This window comes from Aurantiacibacter suaedae (genome assembly GCF_005434915.1).
Taxonomy (GTDB): domain Bacteria; phylum Pseudomonadota; class Alphaproteobacteria; order Sphingomonadales; family Sphingomonadaceae; genus Alteraurantiacibacter; species Alteraurantiacibacter suaedae.
On the sequence record NZ_SKCG01000002.1, the window covers coordinates 438,476 to 456,225 of the forward strand.

19 protein-coding genes are annotated in these 17,750 nt (G+C 65.1%); 6 read left to right on the plus strand and 13 right to left on the minus strand.

Annotation, left to right across the window (positions count from 1 at the left end):
• Positions 1 to 36: 36 nt before the first annotated feature.
• From E0473_RS08420 to E0473_RS08440, 5 genes are all read right to left on the minus strand, one after another.
• Positions 37 to 3,468, minus strand: coding sequence for an efflux RND transporter permease subunit (locus E0473_RS08420; protein WP_137680421.1), 3,432 nt, complete (start codon positions 3,466 to 3,468; stop codon positions 37 to 39).
• Between the two features lie 10 nt (positions 3,469 to 3,478).
• On the minus strand, positions 3,479 to 4,687 hold the full coding sequence (locus E0473_RS08425) for an efflux RND transporter periplasmic adaptor subunit (protein WP_137680422.1): 1,209 nt from the start codon (positions 4,685 to 4,687) through the stop codon (positions 3,479 to 3,481).
• A gap of 234 nt (positions 4,688 to 4,921) precedes the next feature.
• Positions 4,922 to 5,188, minus strand: coding sequence for a GlsB/YeaQ/YmgE family stress response membrane protein (locus E0473_RS08430; protein WP_137680423.1), 267 nt, complete (start codon positions 5,186 to 5,188; stop codon positions 4,922 to 4,924).
• Between the two features lie 157 nt (positions 5,189 to 5,345).
• Positions 5,346 to 5,645, minus strand: a complete 300-nt coding sequence (sciP, locus tag E0473_RS08435; protein ID WP_137680424.1) for a CtrA inhibitor SciP — start codon at positions 5,643 to 5,645, stop codon at positions 5,346 to 5,348.
• Complete coding sequence (locus E0473_RS08440; RefSeq protein ID WP_137680425.1) at positions 5,642 to 5,983, minus strand: hypothetical protein; 342 nt, start codon at positions 5,981 to 5,983, stop codon at positions 5,642 to 5,644. The genes sciP and E0473_RS08440 overlap by 4 nt, the downstream gene beginning before the upstream one ends.
• A gap of 125 nt (positions 5,984 to 6,108) precedes the next feature.
• Here E0473_RS08440 and mnmA point away from each other — a divergent pair, with 125 nt between their 5' ends.
• Positions 6,109 to 7,266: a tRNA 2-thiouridine(34) synthase MnmA gene (gene mnmA, locus E0473_RS08445; RefSeq protein WP_137680426.1), complete on the plus strand. Its 1,158-nt coding sequence runs from the start codon at positions 6,109 to 6,111 to the stop codon at positions 7,264 to 7,266.
• Here the strand turns inward: mnmA and E0473_RS08450 are convergent, their stop codons facing one another.
• On the minus strand, positions 7,267 to 7,629 hold the full coding sequence (locus tag E0473_RS08450; protein WP_137680427.1) for a hypothetical protein: 363 nt from the start codon (positions 7,627 to 7,629) through the stop codon (positions 7,267 to 7,269). It lies immediately after the preceding gene.
• A gap of 33 nt (positions 7,630 to 7,662) precedes the next feature.
• On the opposite strand from E0473_RS08450, the gene E0473_RS08455 reads away from it, so the two are divergent.
• Positions 7,663 to 8,832, plus strand: coding sequence for a serine hydrolase domain-containing protein (locus E0473_RS08455; protein WP_137680428.1), 1,170 nt, complete (start codon positions 7,663 to 7,665; stop codon positions 8,830 to 8,832).
• On the opposite strand, the gene E0473_RS08460 is transcribed toward E0473_RS08455, so the two are convergent.
• Genes E0473_RS08460 through pdxH form a run of 3 tightly spaced genes read right to left on the minus strand, consistent with a single transcriptional unit; the run spans position 8,817 to position 11,169 of the window.
• On the minus strand, positions 8,817 to 9,632 hold the full coding sequence (locus E0473_RS08460; protein ID WP_137680429.1) for a PhzF family phenazine biosynthesis protein: 816 nt from the start codon (positions 9,630 to 9,632) through the stop codon (positions 8,817 to 8,819). The two genes, E0473_RS08455 and E0473_RS08460, sit on opposite strands and share 16 nt — an antisense overlap.
• Positions 9,629 to 10,570, minus strand: a complete 942-nt coding sequence (locus E0473_RS08465) for a cation diffusion facilitator family transporter (RefSeq protein WP_137680430.1) — start codon at positions 10,568 to 10,570, stop codon at positions 9,629 to 9,631. Before E0473_RS08465 ends, E0473_RS08460 begins: the two co-directional genes overlap by 4 nt.
• A complete protein-coding gene (gene pdxH / locus E0473_RS08470) occupies positions 10,567 to 11,169 on the minus strand; it encodes a pyridoxamine 5'-phosphate oxidase (RefSeq protein WP_137680431.1) in 603 nt (200 codons plus the stop codon). Before pdxH ends, E0473_RS08465 begins: the two co-directional genes overlap by 4 nt.
• 229 nt (positions 11,170 to 11,398) lie before the next feature.
• Here pdxH and E0473_RS08475 point away from each other — a divergent pair, with 229 nt between their 5' ends.
• Genes E0473_RS08475 through E0473_RS08490 form a run of 4 tightly spaced genes read left to right on the plus strand, consistent with a single transcriptional unit; the run spans position 11,399 to position 14,664 of the window.
• Positions 11,399 to 12,334 carry a DnaJ C-terminal domain-containing protein gene (locus E0473_RS08475; protein ID WP_137680432.1) on the plus strand — a complete coding sequence of 312 codons (936 nt, stop codon included), beginning with the start codon at positions 11,399 to 11,401 and terminating at the stop codon, positions 12,332 to 12,334.
• A 33-nt stretch (positions 12,335 to 12,367) separates the two neighbouring features.
• A complete protein-coding gene (locus E0473_RS08480; RefSeq protein ID WP_137680433.1) occupies positions 12,368 to 13,414 on the plus strand; it encodes a YihY/virulence factor BrkB family protein in 1,047 nt (348 codons plus the stop codon).
• A complete protein-coding gene (fabI, locus tag E0473_RS08485; RefSeq protein WP_137680434.1) occupies positions 13,411 to 14,214 on the plus strand; it encodes an enoyl-ACP reductase FabI in 804 nt (267 codons plus the stop codon). Before E0473_RS08480 ends, fabI begins: the two co-directional genes overlap by 4 nt.
• Before the next feature lie 51 nt (positions 14,215 to 14,265).
• Positions 14,266 to 14,664, plus strand: a complete 399-nt coding sequence (locus E0473_RS08490; protein WP_137680435.1) for a GFA family protein — start codon at positions 14,266 to 14,268, stop codon at positions 14,662 to 14,664.
• A gap of 6 nt (positions 14,665 to 14,670) precedes the next feature.
• Here E0473_RS08490 and E0473_RS08495 read toward each other — a convergent pair whose 3' ends face one another.
• The 4 genes from E0473_RS08495 to E0473_RS08510 form a co-directional block, all read right to left on the minus strand.
• Entirely contained in the window at positions 14,671 to 15,264 is a 594-nt protein-coding gene (locus E0473_RS08495) for a hypothetical protein (RefSeq protein WP_194146759.1), read from the minus strand.
• A 109-nt stretch (positions 15,265 to 15,373) separates the two neighbouring features.
• The gene (locus E0473_RS08500; protein WP_137680436.1) at positions 15,374 to 15,889 is read right to left on the minus strand and encodes a demethoxyubiquinone hydroxylase family protein; all 516 of its coding nucleotides are present in this window, start codon (positions 15,887 to 15,889) and stop codon (positions 15,374 to 15,376) included.
• Entirely contained in the window at positions 15,889 to 16,365 is a 477-nt protein-coding gene (locus tag E0473_RS08505; RefSeq protein WP_137680437.1) for a disulfide bond formation protein B, read from the minus strand. The genes E0473_RS08500 and E0473_RS08505 overlap by 1 nt, the downstream gene beginning before the upstream one ends.
• 12 nt (positions 16,366 to 16,377) lie before the next feature.
• Positions 16,378 to 17,730 (minus strand): S41 family peptidase, encoded by a 1,353-nt coding sequence (locus E0473_RS08510; RefSeq protein WP_137680438.1) that lies wholly within the window; start codon positions 17,728 to 17,730, stop codon positions 16,378 to 16,380.
• Between the last annotated feature and the right edge of the window lie 20 nt (positions 17,731 to 17,750).

Below are 17,750 nucleotides of genomic sequence, written 5' to 3' on the forward strand. Positions count from 1 at the left end.
TGCGCCCCGCGCTTCCCAAGATTGCGCGGGGCCGCCTTATTCGGCTGGCCTCGGCTGCGGCGAGGAGCCGTGATCGTCGCCCGGCTTGTAGGTCAGGAACTTGTCGCGCGCCCAAGGGCCGAGGCGCTTCTCGAGCCCATCAGCAAGGCTGAAACCAGCGGGAACGATCAGCAGCGTCAGGACCGTGGATAGCAGCAGACCGCCGATCACCACCGTACCCATCGGCGCGCGCCAGGCGGCATCGCCGGCGAGCGAGAGCGCGGTCGGCACCATGCCTGCCGTCATCGCGACGGTCGTCATCACAATCGGCTGAGCACGCTTGTGCCCAGCCTCGATAATGGCAGCCGACTTGTCCTTGCCGGTTGCCATTTCCTCGATCGCAAAGTCGATCAGCAGGATCGAGTTCTTGGCCACGATCCCCAGCAGCATCAACATACCGATGAACACCGGCAGCGAGATCGGCTGATCCACCAGCCACAGCGCGACGAACCCGCCCAATGGCGCGAGAAACAGCGATCCCATGTTGACGAGCGGCGAGACAATCCGGCGATAAAGCAATACCAGCACGGCGAAGACGAGGAACAGCCCGGTTACGATGGCAATGCCGAAGCTGTCTTGCAGTTCGCCCTGCCATTCGTCCGATCCCACCGGCTGGTTGGACACGCCCGAGGGCAGGTTCTGCATGATCGGCAAACGGCTGATCGCATTCATCACGTCGCCGCGCGCAACGCCGGAGGCGACATCGACGCCGACGAAAATACGACGGCTCTGGTTATACCTCTCAATCGAGGTCGGCCCCATGCCGAAGCGGATTTCCGCCACCCGGCCCAGCGGCACCGAGCCGCCCGCCGATGTCGGCACAGGCAGGTTTTCGACGTTGGCAATATCCCGCCGGTCACCTTCGGCAAGGCGGACGCGGATCGGAACTTGCCGGTCGGACAGGCTGAACTTGGCCGCGTTCTGGTCAATGTCGCCGAGCGTGGCAATGCGAATCGCCTGACTTAGCGCCGAGGTGGTGACGCCCAGGCTGGCGGCCAGATCGAGGCGCGGTTCGATCAGCAGTTCAGGCCGCTGCAGATCGTAGTCGATCCGCGGCGCAACCGCGCCCGGCACCGAGGCCATCTGCTCGACCAGCGTGTTGGCTGTTTCGTTCAGCAATTCGGGATCGGACCCGGCCAGCATGATCGAGATCGCGCGCCCGGTGCCGCCACCGCCGCCCTGCTGATCCTGGAAGCTGACCCGCGCATCGGGCACGCTTTGCAAATAAGGCGTCAGATCCTGCTCGAAGGTCTTGGTGTCGCGCTCCCGATCCTTCCTCATGACGAGACGGATCACGCCCGACCCCTCGAACGAGATGCCCAGCGCCAGCTCGACCTCCTGCTCTTCGCTAAGACGATCGGCCAGCGCGTCGACCACCCTTTCGGTTTGCTCAAGCGTGGTGCCGGGCACCATCGAGATGCGCACGCGCGAAAAGTCGCTGTCGTTGTTGGGGAAGAACTGCTGCGGCAGGCTGCTGGCGATGATCCCGGTGAGGCCAAGCGCGGCAACGCCAAGCAGCATCATCCAGACCCGGTGATCGAGAAAGCGCGCGGCCAGATAGCGGGCGCGGGCCAGGAAGTGCGTCGATTCGTAGCCGACAATCCGCCCGATCAGCAACGCGATAAGGAAATTGACCAGCCCGCCGAGGAGATAAAGGCCGAGCAGCGCGAAAGGAATCGCCAGCACCGACAGATCGAAGATCGAGCGGCCAAGAGAGATGAAAGCCCCCAGCCCCTCGCCCCGGCCGTTCTCGCCTGGCATGGCAAGGCCCATGACCAGCGCGACGATGACATAGCCCATCGCCAAGGCGAACAGGTGAAACGCAGGCTTGGTGGGGACGACGCCAATACGCTTACGCATACGCAGGAAGGCGCTCTTGTCGAGCGACCAGCGCAGCACCTTCATGTAGCGGTCCATCATCGGGCCTTCGCCGTGCTCGGCATGGCCGTGTGCCTTCAGGAAATAGGCTGCCGCCATCGGCGTGATCATGCGCGCCACCAGCAGGCTCATCAGCACCGAGGCGACCACGGTAAGGCCGAAGTTCTTGAAGAATTGACCTGACACGCCCGGCATCATCCCAACGGGGAAGAACACCGCCACAATGCACAAGGTGGTCGCGACCACGGCAAGGCCGATCTCGTCCGCCGCGTCGATCGAGGCCTGATAGGCGCTCTTGCCCATGCGCATGTGTCTGACGATGTTCTCGATCTCGACGATTGCGTCGTCGACCAGCACACCCGCCACGAGGCCTAGCGCCAGCAGCGAGAGCGTGTTGAGCGTGAAGCCCATCAGATCCATGAAGAAGAAGGTCGGCAGCGCGGAAAGCGGGATCGCCAGCGCGGCAATGATGGTCGCGCGCCAGTCACGCAGGAACAGGAACACCACGATCACCGCCAGCACTGCGCCCTCGACCATTGCGGCCATCGAGCTTTCGTACTGCGCCTTGGTGTAGTCGACCTCGGTGAAGAGCCGAGTAAAGCGGATGCCGGGGTTCTCCTGCTCAAGCTGCTGGAGGACCTTCACCGCCTCGTCATAGACGGTGACGTCGGATTCGCCGCGCGCGCGGCTGATGCCGAAGGTAATCACCGGCTTGCCATTGATCTTCGCAATCGAGGTCACTTCGCCATAGGCGTCCTTGACCGAAGCGATCTCCGCCAGCTTGATCGTGCGCCCGCCGCCGAGCGAAATCTGTGTCTGGCTCAGGTCGTAAGCTGTTTCCGCATTGCCGAGCACGCGCACCGACTGGCGCGAACCGGCGATTTCGGCCCGCCCGCCTGCGGCATTGACGTTGACCTGCCGCAGCGCCGCGTTGACCTGGCTCGCCGTAACGCCGAACGACTGCATCTTGGCCGGATCGAGGATCACGAGGATCTCGCGGTCCACCCCGCCGTTGCGATCCACTTCAGCCAGCCCCTCCACCGAGAGAAGCCGCTTGGTGATGGTATCGTCGATAAACCACGAGAGCTGCTCGATGGTCATATCGTCAGCTTCGACCCCGAAGAACACGATCGGCTGCGAACTGGTCTGCTGCTTGGCAATGCGCGGTTCGAGGATGCCGTCGGGCAGTTCGCCGCGGATCTGCGAGATCGCCGACTCGACCTCATTGACCGCTGCGTTGATATCGGTGCCCAGTTCGAATTCGACGCTGGTCCGGCTTGAGCCTTCCGACGCGGTCGAATTGATGTTCTTCACCCCGTCGAGCGTCTGCACCGCCGCTTCGACACGCTGGGTGATCTGGTTTTCGATCTCGCTCGGCGCGGCGCCAGGTTGCGATATGTCGACGTTGACCAACGGAAACTCGATATCGGGCTGGTCCTGAACGTCCATCGACTGGAAGCTCATCAGTCCGGCCACCACCAGCCCGATGAAGGCCAGGATGGGGACGATCGGATTGCGGATCGACCATGCCGAGATGTTGCGGAAGTTCACGAGGCGCGCCTCACTGAGCCTGTTGCGCGGCTGGGGCCTTGGCCGTGACCGGGCGCACCTGCTCGCCCGGGTTCAGGAAGCCGCCGGCGCGCAGAACCACGCGTTCGCTGCCGTCGAGGCCGCTGGCGACCGCGATGCCATCACCCGAGATCATGCCGATCTCCACATCGCGCCGCTGCACGGTGTCGTCGCCATCGACGATGTAGACATAGCTGCCCTTGTCGTCTGACAGGATCGCGCTTTCGGGCAGGCGCGGCGCGTCCGTCGTGCCGCTGGCCAGTTCGACCGTGGCAAAGCCGCCGGGCCGCAGCGCCTCGTCATAGCTCATCGCACAGCGCACGGTGCCCTGGCGCGATTCGCGATCGATGATCGGCGCCTTCTGCCATACCTGGCAGGTGAGCGTCTTGTCGCTACCCACCGGCGTCACCCTGCCGGTCGCCCCGATCGGGATCTGCGCCAGCTCCCCCTCGCCGACCTGCGTCAGAACTTCCATCTCGCCGCCGCGCGCGAGGCGGAACAGCATGCCCGAGCCCGGGCTAACGACCTGCCCCGGCTCGACATTGCGTTCCAGCACCAGCCCGGCTGCCGGAGCGACGATGTTAAGCTGAGCATTGCGCGCCTGACGCTCGCCAAGTTGCGCGCGTGCCACGCGCACACGGGCGCTGGCGGCATCGCGGGTGGCGGTTAAGCGGTCGATATCGGCCTGGCTGATGAAGCCGCGTTCCACCAGCTTGAGCGCGCGATCGAGGTTCGCCTGCGCGAGATCGGCATCGGCCTGCGCAACGGCAATCTGGGCCGACTGGCCCGCCGCCTGCTGCGTCTGAACCGAACGGTCGATCACGGCGAGCACCTGCCCGGCGCCCACCCAATCACCCGGCTCCACCAGTACCGACTGGACCCGGCCGCCTTCGCCCGTAACGCCCACGGGCATTTCGCGCCGGGCCGCCACAGTACCGGTGGCGTTGATCTCACCCTCGATCGTGCTGCTTCCCGGAGCCATCACCGTCACCGTGGCCAGTTCGCCGGTGCGGTCCTCGGTGAAAGGCTGTGTCTCGTCGCCGCCGGTCAGCAGCACGGCTGCCAGCACGAGCGCGGCGACAATCGCCAGGATCACCCACAAACGCTTGCGCGACGACGAGCCCTCGGTGCTTTCGCCCCGATCATGGTCCAGCGCGCCATCCTCGGCGGCAGACAGGTCCATCTTGCTCTCGTAATTCATGAGTTAAACCAGCCCTCGTAGGAACGGCGAAGGCCGCGACCTCCCCGGGGCGCGGCATGTCCGGGCGGACAGGGCCATTCTTGCTCTCCTGCTCATATACCCGAGCCCGGAAAAGGCGCAATCCATCGCTCTGCCAAGAGGCTACAGCGCTCGTTTAACGGAAGCGGCGCCATATAAGAAAAGGGGCGCAAACCCGGTGGTTTGCGCCCCTTTCTTTGCGTTTGTAACAAATTGTCAGCGAACGCGACCGCGCTGAATGAGGTTTACGATCGCGAGCAGCACCACAGCGCCGGCGATGGCAATTAGCAGACCGGTGAGCGAGAAGGCCTGAACCGTTCCCTGTACACCGAGCAGCGGCCCGGCCAGCGCATTACCGATAAGCGAGCCGACACAGCCCACGATCACATTCCAGATGATGCCCATGGAAGCATCGCGGTTCATGACCATCGAGGCCAGCCAGCCGGCAATACCGCCGACGATAATAGCAATAATCCAACCCATAACGCTTCCTCCTGTTTGGCTATACAGGAGATACTGGCGATGATCGCGTCCGTTCCGCCGCTACCTACGCTTGCGGCAGAGCGTGCCTTGGTTGCGACGAAGCGAGTGAATGTCAATTAGCGCGTCTGGGAAGGGGGCGCTTGCTCACACCAGGCTATCAGTACTTTAGCTGACGCTCGTAAAGGTCGCGGTAGTGCTGAATGCGGGTGACGCGCAGGCCCTGCATACCCGAACGATCGACCGCGCGCTGCCAGCCAGCGAACTCCTCCAGCGTCAGACCATAGCGTTCGAGTACATCGTCGATGGTCAGCAAACCGCCGTTTACCGCGGCGACCACCTCGGCCTTGCGCCTTACCACCCACCGTTTGGTGTTGGGGGAAGGCAGGTCATCCAGCGTCAGCGGCTCGCCGAGGGGGCCGATTACCTGCGCCGGACGGATTTTCTGGTTCTCGATCATTCTCTACCTCGGGTGGCCGGTCGCCAGTCTTCTTGTCTCGCCCCGCTCTTGCCATCTCCGCGTTTTCCATTGGTTGAATGATCGGGGTTAACGCGATTTTTACCATGTTGCCCAGGCGGCTCATGCAGATGTGCGACATGGCGTGCCACCTCCGCGTCGAAGCTGGCGGCGTCGCCCGCATCATCCTCTCGCCCGCCCAATGCGATGCGCAGCTCACGCGCAGCGGCCAGCCGCGCATTCAGCTCGCTCCACGAGACGCGGCGCAGGCCCGCCTGCGATTCGTCTTCGCTCGCAGGCGCCGCATTCTCCGGCACAAAGGGGGTGTTGGGCTCGAACATCGGAGCCTTATAAACCGACAAGCGTCAAGAAGGGGTAAAACAGAGTTTAACCACTCTTACACGGTCTGCCTGCGCAAACATGGGCAAGGATTGGCGAGCGCCTCCACATTCTGTATGGGCGCACGATGCCCGACAGCCCTGTTCTTGCCGCGCCGCTTGATGCGGCCAGCCTGTTCGACCTGCCCCGCCCGGCCAGCGAATGCCGCATCGTGGTCGCGATGTCTGGCGGGGTGGATAGCTCGGTGGTGGCCGCCCTCGCCGCCCAGAGCGGAGCCGAGGTGATCGGCATCACGCTGCAACTCTATGATTATGGCGCGGCGACCGGGCGCAAAGGCGCCTGCTGCGCGGGCGACGACATCCGCGATGCGCAAAGGGTCGCCGACCGGCTCGGCATTGCGCACTATGTGTTCGACCACGAAAGCGCCTTTCGCGAGGAAGTGGTCGAGCAGTTCGCCGACGACTATCTCGCCGGGCGCACGCCGATCCCGTGCATCCGCTGCAACATGGGGCCGAAGTTCACCGACCTTTTGACCATGGCGCGCGAGCTGGGCGGCGATTGTCTCGCCACCGGCCACTATGTCCGCCGCGAAGAGAGCGCCGAGGGGCCGCTGATGTTGCGCGCAACCGATCCGGCGCGCGACCAGTCGTACTTCCTTTATGGCACCACCAGCGCGCAGCTCGACTATCTGCGTTTTCCCCTTGGCGGGCTGCCCAAGCCGGAGGTGCGCAAACTGGCCGAAAGCGCAGGGCTAGCCGTGGCAAGCAAGCCCGACAGTCAGGATATCTGCTTCGTACCCGATGGCGACTATGCCAAGATCGTGAAGTCGGTCCGCCCCGAAGGCGGGCGGGCGGGGGCGATCGTGCACGCCGAAAGCGCCGAGGTGCTGGGCCAACATGCAGGGATCATCCACTATACGGTCGGCCAGCGGCGGGGGCTGGAGATCGGCGGCCAGCCTGAGCCGCTTTATGTGGTGGAGCTCGATGCCGAAAGCGCCGAGGTCCGTGTCGGCCCCAAGCGTTTGCTCGCAGTGGGCGCGGCGCGGATTATCGAGACCAATCGCATCGGCCCGCTTCCTGAAGGTCCGCTGACCGCCAAGGTCCGCTCGTTGGCCAAGCCCGTGCCCATCACGCTGGAAGGCGACCTGGGCAACGGCAATGCCTGCACGATCCGTTTCGCTACGCCCGAATATGGCGTCGCACCGGGGCAGGCCGCGGTGATCTATGCGGGCGAGCGGGTGCTCGGCGGGGGCTGGATCGCAGCGACCGAGAGCGCGGTCAGCTAGTTAACTGCCGACGCGTTCGAGCACGCAGCCGAAGCCCTCGCGATACTGCGCGGTGTGGCTGGCGATCAGCGGCACGCTAGCGGTGACCGAGCGCGTGGACTCGTCCTCGCTGACCATCACCGGCTCCATCCCGGGCACGAAATCTTGCTTGCAGCTGGCAAGGTCGCGCCCGCCGATATAGCGGCACGAGCAGGTGACGCGCGCGCCGTAAGCGGTGCCCGCTGCGGCATAGCCTGCCGCCTGCTCGCCCCAGGCCCACCAGCCCGCCGCACCCGCCACCAGCACGATCAGGGCAACGGTTGCAAAGGGCGGCGCACGACGCTTCCCGCGGCGGGCCGACGATCTGCGTTTTGCGGTTGCCATTTGTCCTGTCCTGTTCGATTGCCCGCGCCGATCATGCCGCGTTTCGCCACCCCTTGCCCCAAGCTCGTCCGCAGGCCAAGTCCAAGCCATTTGGGCCTTGCGGCGCTGACCCTACCGCTGGCCCTGTTGGCAGGCTGTTCGCAGGATGGCCCGCCCCCTTTGCCACCGCTTCCTGAAGGGGCGCTGGAAGCCGTGGTGACCGACCCCGGCGTGCCGCGCGAACCGTTGGCGCGCGCCGTCGACGATCTGTTTACCGCCGAAGGTATCGGCACCACCTATGCGCTGGTGGTGCTGCACGAAGGCGAGATCGTGGCCGAACGCTATGGCGAGGGCATGAGCGCCGACACCCGCTTTATCGGCTGGTCGATGAGCAAGACCGTTACCGCCGCGCTGATCGGGATGTTGGTTGCCGACGGCAGGCTCCAGCTCGACGATCCCGCCCCCGTGCCAAGCTGGCAACGCGCGGGCGATCCGCGCGGCGAGATCACACTGCGGCATTTGCTCCAGATGCGCTCGGGCCTGCGCCACCGCGAGGGCTATGATCCGACTTACGAATCGAGCGAAGTGCAGATGCTCCTGCTCTCCGGGCGCGACGACATGGCTGCGTTTGCGGAAGCGCAGGCGCTGGAATCGATGCCGGGCGAGGAGTTTCGCTACTCCACCGCTACCAGCGTCATCCTCGCCGATATCGCGACCGATCTGATCGCACCCGATGGCTCCCCCGTGCAGCGCCAGCAGGCCATGGCGAGCTTCCTCGACGCGCGCCTTGCCGCGCCGCTCGGCATGGAAAGCATGGTCGGCGAATATGACGCGGCGGGCACCTTGGTAGGCGGCAGCTCAATCTGGGCGACCGCGCGCGACTGGGGCAAGTTCGGCGAATTCCTGCGCCATGGCGGCTCCGTTAAAGGCGCGCAGATCGTGCCGCGCCGGTGGATCGAGTTCATGCGCACCACCAGCCCCGCCTCGCCCGACTATGGCGCGCAGACCTGGCTTAACCTACCCTCGGGCGGCGAGCGCAACGAGCTGTTTGCCGCGCGCGGGCCGGACACTGCCTTCGCCGCTGTAGGCCACCTGGGGCAATATGTGATCGTCTCGCCCGAGCAGAAGCTGACCGTGGTGCGCCTCGGCAAGACCGACGGCCCGCAGCGGTACGCGCTGGTCGAACAACTGGCCGACATCGTCCAGCTCTATCCGGGCAGGTAGTAGAGGCCCTCGGCCACGGTCACGCACTGGCCCGTCAGCATGGCCTTGTCGCCCGCCAGCCGAACTCCGAGGTCGCCGCCCCGCTCGGAGGCCTGATGGGCGGAGAACCCCTCCTTGCCGAGCCGAGGCGCCCAGAACCGCGCCAGCGCGGCATGGGCCGAGCCGGTCACGCTATCTTCGGGAATGCCCGCGCCGGGAACGAACACGCGGCTTACCACGTCGGCCTTTTGCCCGCGCGCGGTGGCGATGAAGGCCGCGTCGCCGTGGCTGGCGAGCTGCGCCATGTCGGGCGCAAGGGCACGCACTTCTGCCTCGCTGTCATAGCGCGCGATGAGATAGCCCTTGGCCGACCACGCCAGTTCGGCGGGCGCCTTGCCAAGCCCTTCGGCAATTCCCGCAGGCGGTTCATCGTCGGTCGCAATCGCGGGCAAAGCCATCTCATAGCCCTCGTCCGCACGGCTCACCGCCAGCACGCCCGCCTTGCGCGTGGCGAAGCGGATCACCTCGCGCTCGGCATCCTGCCGCAGCACGACATGGCCCGCCGCCAGCGTCGCATGGCCGCACAGCGCCACTTCGCACTCGGGCGCGAACCAGCGCAGCTCGAACTCCGCCGCCCCGCCCGGCGTGGCGACGAGGAAGGCGGTCTCGGCAAACATGTTCTCCGCCGCGATCTGCTGCAGCAGCGCGTCTGGCAGCCACTCGCCCAGCACCATGACCGCCGCCTGATTGCCGCCGAAAGCGCGGCTGGCGAAGGCATCGACATGGACATAGGGCACGCGGTTAGTCGGGCTGGCGGTCATTGCGGTGGCTCCTGTTCCAGCCGGGTAAACTCGTTTTCCTCGACCAGCATGTTGTCCGGCTCGTCGAGATGGCCGGCGGGATCGATATGGATCAGCAGTTCGAGCCCCGGAAACTGCGCGCTCAGATCGGCCTCGACCCGGTCGATGATCGCGTGGGCCTTCGCCACGGTGTAGTTGCCGGGCAGATCGAAATGGAACTGCGCGAAGTCGGTATTGCCGCTGGTGCGGGTGCGCAGATCGTGCAGGCGCGAGAGCTCGGGGTGCTTCGCCGCCGCCGCCACGAAAGCAGTCCGTTTGTCTTCAGGCCACTCGCGATCCATCAGCGCATCGATGGCGTCGATCGAGGCGCGCCAGGCGTTGAACAGCAGCCAGGCCGCGATGGCGAGGCCGAACAGCGGATCGGCCTTGCTGAGACCAAGGTACTGATCGAGCACCAGGGCCACGATGACCGCGCAGTTAAGCAGCAGGTCGGACTGATAATGCACCGAGTCGGTGTGGATCGCGAGCGAGCCGGTCTTGCGCACGACGTGGCGCTGCCAGGCAACCAGCGCGAGGGTCCCCACAATGGCGATCAGCGAGACGACAATCCCCTGCTCGGCCCCGCGCGTTTCGTTGCCATTGGCGAGGTGCAGCACCGCGCGAAAGGCGATGGCCGAGGCCGACAGCGTGATCAACAGGATCTGGAACATCGCCGCCAACGCCTCGGCCTTGCCGTGGCCGAAGCGATGTTCGCGGTCCGCCGGTTGCGCCGCGACCCACACGCCCGCAAGCGTGGCCATGCTGGCGACCAGATCCAGCGCGGTATCGGCGAGGCTGCCCAGCATCGCGGTCGAACCGGTCTGCGCCACGGCCCATAGCTTCAGCGCGCCGAGCACCAGCGCCATCGTGATCGAGGCGAAGGCGGCCGAGCGGGTCAGGCGGGCGCGGTCGTCGCTCACGGATACAGCAGCGTGCTCGACCAGCCATCCCCGCTGCGGGTGAACTGGCGCCGCTCGTGCAGGCGGTTGCGTTCGGCAAGCCAGAACTCCATCCGTGCGGGCGCAAGGCGGAAGCCGGTCCAGTGCGGCGGGCGCGGCACTTCGGCGCCATCAAGCTCGGCCTCGAGCGCCTTCACCCGCGCCAGATAGGTGTCGCGCGAATCGAGCGGTCGCGACTGGTCGGACGCTGCCGAACCGAGCTGCGAAACGAGCGGGCGCGAATGGAAGTAGGCATCGGCCTCCTCGCTCGTCACCTCGGTGAGCGGGCCTTCGATGCGGATCTGGCGGCGCAGGCTCTTCCAGTGGAACAGCAAAGCCGCGTGGGGATTGGCAAGAATCTCGCCGCCCTTGCGACTCTCCGCATTGGTGTAGAACACGAAACCGTCCGGCCCATGACCCTTCAGCAGCACCATACGCACCGAGGGCACCCCCGCGGCATTCGCGGTGGCCAGCGCCATCGCATTGGGATCGTTAGGCTCGCTTTGCTGCGCTTCGGCGAACCACTGGTCGAACAGGGCGAAGGGTTCACTATCGGGGATGGTTTCGGTCAGGTCGGTCATTGCTCAGGCCCAAGGTGTGACAGGTGTGACAGTGTCCTGAAGCAGAAAAACCGGTGCGCCAGGCTGCTGCGGAACAATCATGCCCGACGCCTACCGCGAGAGCCGCAAGTAGGAAAGACCCGTTGGCTGGCTCTCACGCATCGCGCGGGGAGATCACCTCTTGCCCGGCGCACAATCCAGCGCAGGCTTGTTCTTGCCTTCACCCCGCGCATTACCTAGCTAACACACCATGGCCGATCCCTATACGACCCTTGGCGTGAGCCGCAGTGCAAGCGAGCAGGACATTAAGTCCGCCTACCGCAAGCTGGCCAAGGAACTGCACCCTGATCGCAACAAGGACAATCCGCAGGCGGCGGAACGGTTCAGCCGCGTGACGCAGGCCTACGACCTGCTGTCCGACAAGGAAAAGCGGGGCCAGTTCGACCGCGGCGAGATCGACGCCGACGGCAACCCCGCCATGCCGTTCGGCTATGGCGGCGGCGGTGGCGGCGGACCGTTTCGCGGCGGCGCGCGCGGTGGCGGAAACGGCGGGGGCTTCGGCGGCGAGGAGGTAGACCTCGGCGACCTGTTCGAAGGTCTGTTCGGTCGCGGCGGCTCCTCGCGCGCGGGTTCAGGCTTCGGGCGCGGCGGGCCGCAACCCCGGCCCAAGGGCGCGAACATCAACTATCGCCTGTCGGTCAGCTTCGTCGATGCCGCCGCGCGCACCAGGCAGCGCATTACCTTGGCCGATGGCAAGACCATCGACCTGTCGCTGCCCGAAGGGGTCGAGAACGGCACGCAGATGCGGCTCAAGGGCAAGGGCCAGGAAGGTCCCGGCGGGCCGGGTGACGGGATCGTCACCATCGATATCCAGTCTCACCCTTTCTTCACGCGCTCGGGCGATGACGTACGGCTCGATCTGCCGATCACGCTCGACGAGGCAGTGAACGGGGCCAAGGTCAAGCTTCCCACGGTCGATGGCCCGGTCATGATGACGGTGGCACCGGGCACCAGTTCGGGCAAGGTGCTGCGGCTAAAGGGTAAGGGTTTCTCGCGTAAGGGCAGCGGGCGCGGCGATCAGCTGGTACGGCTCGAAATCGTCCTGCCGGAAGATTACGCGGACCTTTCCCAGCGGCTCGAGGGTTGGAGTGATGACAACCCCGTCCGCGCCAACCTGGGAGTCTAAGGTCGCGGATGGTCCGAATCATCAGGAGCAGCCATGACCGATGAGCAAGACGACCCTGCGTTGGATTTGCCCGGTGCGGAAGAGGAACCCGTACCCGACCTGACCCCCGAAGCGCGTCGGCGTGAGGCGCACAGGCGAATCAAGCTAGGGCTGCCGGCCAGCGTCAAGCGCGAGGTCGGCCCCGGCACGCAGGCTTTCGAGGTTGGCAAGCGCGTGCTTGCGGGCACATTCGCCGATGGCTTCATCCATGCCGGAAACCTTGCCTACTTGGCGATGCTGGCGATCTTCCCGTTCTTCATTTCAGGCGCCGCGCTGTTCACCCTGATCGGCGAAGAAAGCGAGCAGACAGCCACGGTGGTTGCCGTGCTTTCGGCCTTCCCGCCGGTGGTCAGCGAGGTGATCGGCCCGGTCGCGCGCAACGTGATCGAACAGCGCAGTGGCTGGCTGTTGTGGCTGGGCGGACTGTTCGGCCTGTGGACCGTGGGCGGCCTGATCGAAACGCTGCGCGATATGCTGCGCCGCGCGTTCGGCACCAAGGCGGAAAAAGCGATGTGGAAACGCCGCCTGGCCTCGACCGGAATCATCATCGGCGCGGTTGTGCTGCTGATGCTCAGCTTGCTGGCCAATGTCCTGATCGGGACGGCGATGCAGGTGATCGAAGCCTTTTTCCCGCAATTGCGGGAACTGCTCGGCAGCCTCGCCTGGTCGCGCATCGTGCCCGCATTCGGCCTGTTCGGTTCGCTCTATGCGCTGTTCTATTCGCTGACACCGGCGCGCTATCGCAAACGCAAGTACAAGAAGTGGCCGGGTGTGCTACTTGTCACCGTATGGTGGATCATGGTCACGCTTGCACTGCCCCCGTTGCTCGGCATGGTGTTTTCCTACGACGCAACCTATGGCTCGCTCGCCGGCGTGATGATCGTGCTTTTCTTTTTCTGGCTCGTCGGCCTAGGACTGGTGATGGGCGCGGAATTGAACGCAGCCCTGGTGGAAAGCCCGGAAGAGCAGGACTGGATCGGGCAGCAAGACAATCGCGCCAGGGCGGCGCAGGCTAAACTTACGGAGAATCCCGAGGGATGAACGGTTTGATGGAAGGCAAAAAAGGCCTCATCATGGGGCTGGCGAACGATAAATCGCTGGCCTGGGGTATCGCAAAGAAGCTGGCCGAACACGGCGCGGAGCTGGCCTTCTCCTATCAGGGCGAAGTGCTCAAGAAGCGGGTCGAACCGCTGGCCGCGCAGATCGGCAGCGATTTCCTCGTCGAATGCGACGTATCCGACATGGACGCGATGGACGCGACCTTTGCCGCGATTGAAGAGCGCTGGGGCAAGCTCGACTTCCTCGTTCACGCGATCGGCTTTTCCGACAAGAACGAGCTGCGCGGAAAATATGTCGATACCAGCCTCGACAACTTCCTGATGACGATGAACATCTCGGTCTATTCGCTGGTGGCTGCGGCCAAACGCGCGCGGCCGCTGATGAAGGACGGCGGCTCGATCGTCACGCTGACTTACTATGGCGCGGAAAAGGTCGTCCCCCATTACAATGTGATGGGTGTGGCCAAGGCCGCGCTGGAAACCAGCGTGCAGTATCTCGCCAACGACATGGGGCCGGAAAACATCCGCGTGAACGCGATCAGCGCTGGCCCGATCAAGACGCTGGCGGCAAGCGGGATCGGCGATTTCCGCTATATCCTCAGGTGGAACGAGCTGAACTCGCCGCTGCGCCGCAATGTCACCATCGAGGACGTGGGCGGCGCTGGGCTCTATTTCCTGTCCGATCTGTCCTCGGGCGTTACCGGCGAGACGCACCATGTGGATGCTGGCTACCACGTCGTTGGCATGAAGCAGGAAGACGCGCCCGACATTTCGCTGGCCTGAGGCGTTTGTTCTCTATACGTTCCAATCTGACGAGAATCAGGAGGAACGATCATGCTAACAGGTGGATGCCGCTGCGGCGCGGTGCGTTACGAAGCTGAAGGCGAAGCGGCGCACCACGCGCTATGCCATTGTCGCGACTGCCAGATGGCGCATGGTGCACCGGTGGTCGGCTGGATCGCGTTCCCGTCACAAGAGGTCCGCTTTTCGGGGGCGGAGCCGATACGCTACACCGCGCCAAGTGGATCGATGCGCAGCTTCTGCGGCACCTGCGGCACGCCCTTGGCCTTTGTAAACGAAGAGGCACTGCCGGGGATCGTCGATCTGCCGTCAGTGACGCTTGACGATCCCGATGCCGTCACCCCGCAAGCGCAGATACAAGTGGCCGAACGGCGAGCTTGGATGGCAGACCTTGCCGCCCTGCCAGAGTTCGCGCGCTATCCCGGTGGCTAAGACTGCTTACTCGCCCGGCGGCGGCGGAACGGCGCCGGGGTCGACCACCTGCGGTGAGGCCTCCGCATCGCTTTCGTCTGGCAACGGCTCATCGCGCTCGGCCTCAAGCCGCTCCATATAGGCGCGCTCGAGCTGTTCGACCCGCTCCTGCGTGGCGGCGGCTTCGCTGTCGATTTCGGACAGGCGCTCCTGCCGGGCCTCGTTGATGAGCTGGCTGAAGCGCACGTCGCTGCCCGATTCGCGCTCGCGGTAGGCGGCTTCGATCATTTCGACCGTGCAGCCCAGATCGCCGCCAGCGCCAGCGGGCGAGCACGACATCGGGCCGAACTTGCCGACCGTTTCGAGACTCTGCGCACGCTGGGTCCACGATTCGTTATCGGGAGAATTGCTTTCACGCAGGTTGCGCGGAATGCGATAACGCTCGCTTTCGGGAAAGCGTGCGCAGACAGTGATCGTGTCACCATCCGACTGCGGGCAGGCATCTTCGCCATAAACGTTGACCATGTTGACCCGGTCCCCGCCCTCATCCTGCGCCGAGGCGGCGGCAGGGACGAGGCCGAGCGTGGCGGAAATGGCGGCAAGGGCAAACAGTCGGGTCATGGCGTTCCTCTGGGTCGGCCCTTTGGATCGGTGGGGCAAGGGCCGCAGCTCTCTCTATTCGTCTGGTCTATTGAACGCGCGATGAAGCGCGTTTGATCCAGGGCAACGATCAGACGCGCTCGGCAAGCTTGATCGCGACCCGGCAGCCGAGGCGGATCGCACCCGACAGCAGCGGATAGGCCGGTGCCTGCTCCGCGCCAGACGCCAGCGCGGTATCGCGATGCTCCCGCTCTTCCTCGCGGAACTGCTCGACCAGCGCGGCAAGTTCGGGATCGTCGCCATCGGCCTCCAGCTCGTTGAGCTGGGCTGAGTAATGGCGGTCGATCTCTTCCTCGACCGCGGCGGTGCAGGCCATGGCAGCTTCCGGCCCGATCAGCGCCGTGCCCGCCCCCAGCGCGAAACCCGCGATCGACCAGAACGGCTGCAGCGCAGTGGGGCGGACACCCCGCTCGGCCATCAAGGCATCGAACTTGGCGCGGTGGACCTTCTCCTGCTCGGCCATGTGACGGATCTGCGCGGCATGAGGCCCGCGTTCGCCGACCACGGCCAGCTGGCCCGCGTAAATCCGCGTGGCGCCGAATTCGCCCGCCTGATCGACCCTGATCATTGCGCTACGGTCTTTCATCAGATGCGCTCCTTCGCCAGCAACAGTGTCCAGATAGCAGCCGCACTACCAAGCGAGAACAGCGCATTCCAGCCCGCCAGCGAAATGCCCAGCAGCTCCCACTGCGCCACATCGCAGCGGATGATTGGCGCGTTGAGCACGGCATCGAGCGCATTTTCCGTGCCGGTCACGGTGGTGGCGCAGCCGGTGATGCCTTCCCACCAGCCATATTCCACCCCGGCATGGAAGAGCCCAATAGCGCCCGAGACGGCAATCGCCAGCGCCGCCAGCGCGGTCCATATCCGCTTGGGCGGCACGAAGAAGGCGAGCACCGCCAGCATCGCGGCGACAAAATGCGGATAGCGCTGCCACCAGCACATCTCGCAAGGATAAAGGCCGAAGCCATATTCCGACAGGTAAGCCCCGCCCAGCAAGGCCAGCGGCACGATCAGGGCCAGCAGGCGCGCGTTGCGGTCGGACAGCGAGAGGTCGGACATGTCGCTCAAGCCCTAGCGATCACGCGCCGCAATCGCGGTGCCGCCGGTGCGGCGCAAGGTGCGCAGGGCATAGTCGAGCTGGAAGTCCTCGATCCCCTGCTCCTCAAGCTGCTCGGCGGTCAACTGGAAGCGCGGATCGTCAAGCCGGTCGCGTTCGAGTGCCTCGTCCTCGGCAGCGACTTCGCCGATGAGGTGTCCGCGCAAATCGCTTTCGCGCAGGGCAAGGCGCTGGCGGCGTTCGGCATCGGGATCGCTCAGCTGCGGCACGCGGATATCGGGTTCGATCCCGCCTTCCTGCACCGAACGGCCCGAAGGCGTGTAATAGCGCGCGGTGGTGAGCTTCAGGGCGCTGTCGCGGGTGAGCGGGAGCAGCGTCTGCACGCTGCCCTTGCCGAACGAACGCTCGCCCATGACCAGCGCGCGGTGATGGTCCTGCAGCGCACCGGCCACGATTTCGGAGGCCGAGGCCGAGCCTTCGTCGATCAGCACGATCATCGGCAGGCCCGCCGCCGCATCGCCGGGGAAAGCGCTTTCGGCGTCGTAATAGATCGTGTCGCGCCGGCTGCGGCCGCGCTGCGAGACGATCTGGCCCTTGGTGAGGAACAGATCCGACAGCGTCACCGCTTCATCGAGCGAACCGCCTGGATTGCGGCGCAGGTCAAGCACCAGCCCGGTCAGCCGTCCGGTCGCCTCGTTTTGCAGCGACATGAGCGCCTGGGCGACATCCTTGCCGACATCGGCGGAGAACTCGTTGACCGAGATATAGCCGATATTGCCGCTCTTGAGTTCAGAGGTGACCGGCTCCAGCTCGATCAGGCCACGCGTCACCGACACCTCGAAGCTGGTGTCGCGGCCGGGGCGCACCACGGTCAGCTCGATCGGGCTGCCCGCCGGGCCGCGCATCTGGGCCACCGCGTCATTGATATCGAGCCCGTAGATCAGCTTACCATCGATGTGCGTGATATAGTCGCCCGCCTTGATCCCGGCGGCTTCGGCGGGGCTGCCCTTGAACGGGGAGACGACCTTCACCACGCCCTCTTCCATCTGCACCGAGATGCCGAGGCCCTGATAATTACCGTCGATCATGGTTTCGAGCCGGTTGAGCGCGGTGCCATCGAGATAGGCCGAATGCGGATCGAGCGCGGCCAGCATCCCGTCGATCGCGCCGCGGATCAGCACATCGTCTTCCACCGGATCGACATAGCTCGCCTTGATCCGCTGATATGTCGCAAAGAGCTTGGCGAACTCGGGCGAGGCGCGGCTCTCGACCTGTGCGAAGCCGGCAGTCGTCGCCGGTACGAGCGCGACGGCTGTACACAGGGCGGCGGCGCGGAAGGCACGGGCGACGGGGAAGCGAAATGTCATGCGGCGATTGTCCTGCTCTT

What these genes read in the sequence shown, in the direction of transcription:
- sciP (WP_137680424.1), bottom strand. Translation starts at nt 5,645, where the DNA reads ATGATCGAGAACCAGAAAATCCGTCCGGCGCAGGTAATCGGCCCCCTC.
- E0473_RS08430 (WP_137680423.1), bottom strand. Translation starts at nt 5,188, where the DNA reads ATGGGTTGGATTATTGCTATTATCGTCGGCGGTATTGCCGGCTGGCTG.
- E0473_RS08475 (WP_137680432.1), top strand. Translation starts at nt 11,399, where the DNA reads ATGGCCGATCCCTATACGACCCTTGGCGTGAGCCGCAGTGCAAGCGAG.
- E0473_RS08460 (WP_137680429.1), bottom strand. Translation starts at nt 9,632, where the DNA reads ATGACCGCCAGCCCGACTAACCGCGTGCCCTATGTCCATGTCGATGCC.
- E0473_RS08500 (WP_137680436.1), bottom strand. Translation starts at nt 15,889, where the DNA reads ATGAAAGACCGTAGCGCAATGATCAGGGTCGATCAGGCGGGCGAATTC.
- E0473_RS08440 (WP_137680425.1), bottom strand. Translation starts at nt 5,983, where the DNA reads ATGTTCGAGCCCAACACCCCCTTTGTGCCGGAGAATGCGGCGCCTGCG.
- E0473_RS08495 (WP_194146759.1), bottom strand. Translation starts at nt 15,264, where the DNA reads ATGACCCGACTGTTTGCCCTTGCCGCCATTTCCGCCACGCTCGGCCTC.
- E0473_RS08505 (WP_137680437.1), bottom strand. Translation starts at nt 16,365, where the DNA reads ATGTCCGACCTCTCGCTGTCCGACCGCAACGCGCGCCTGCTGGCCCTG.
- E0473_RS08425 (WP_137680422.1), bottom strand. Translation starts at nt 4,687, where the DNA reads ATGAATTACGAGAGCAAGATGGACCTGTCTGCCGCCGAGGATGGCGCG.
- E0473_RS08510 (WP_137680438.1), bottom strand. Translation starts at nt 17,730, where the DNA reads ATGACATTTCGCTTCCCCGTCGCCCGTGCCTTCCGCGCCGCCGCCCTG.
- E0473_RS08450 (WP_137680427.1), bottom strand. Translation starts at nt 7,629, where the DNA reads ATGGCAACCGCAAAACGCAGATCGTCGGCCCGCCGCGGGAAGCGTCGT.
- mnmA (WP_137680426.1), top strand. Translation starts at nt 6,109, where the DNA reads ATGCCCGACAGCCCTGTTCTTGCCGCGCCGCTTGATGCGGCCAGCCTG.
- E0473_RS08480 (WP_137680433.1), top strand. Translation starts at nt 12,368, where the DNA reads ATGACCGATGAGCAAGACGACCCTGCGTTGGATTTGCCCGGTGCGGAA.
- pdxH (WP_137680431.1), bottom strand. Translation starts at nt 11,169, where the DNA reads ATGACCGACCTGACCGAAACCATCCCCGATAGTGAACCCTTCGCCCTG.
- E0473_RS08490 (WP_137680435.1), top strand. Translation starts at nt 14,266, where the DNA reads ATGCTAACAGGTGGATGCCGCTGCGGCGCGGTGCGTTACGAAGCTGAA.
- fabI (WP_137680434.1), top strand. Translation starts at nt 13,411, where the DNA reads ATGAACGGTTTGATGGAAGGCAAAAAAGGCCTCATCATGGGGCTGGCG.
- E0473_RS08455 (WP_137680428.1), top strand. Translation starts at nt 7,663, where the DNA reads ATGCCGCGTTTCGCCACCCCTTGCCCCAAGCTCGTCCGCAGGCCAAGT.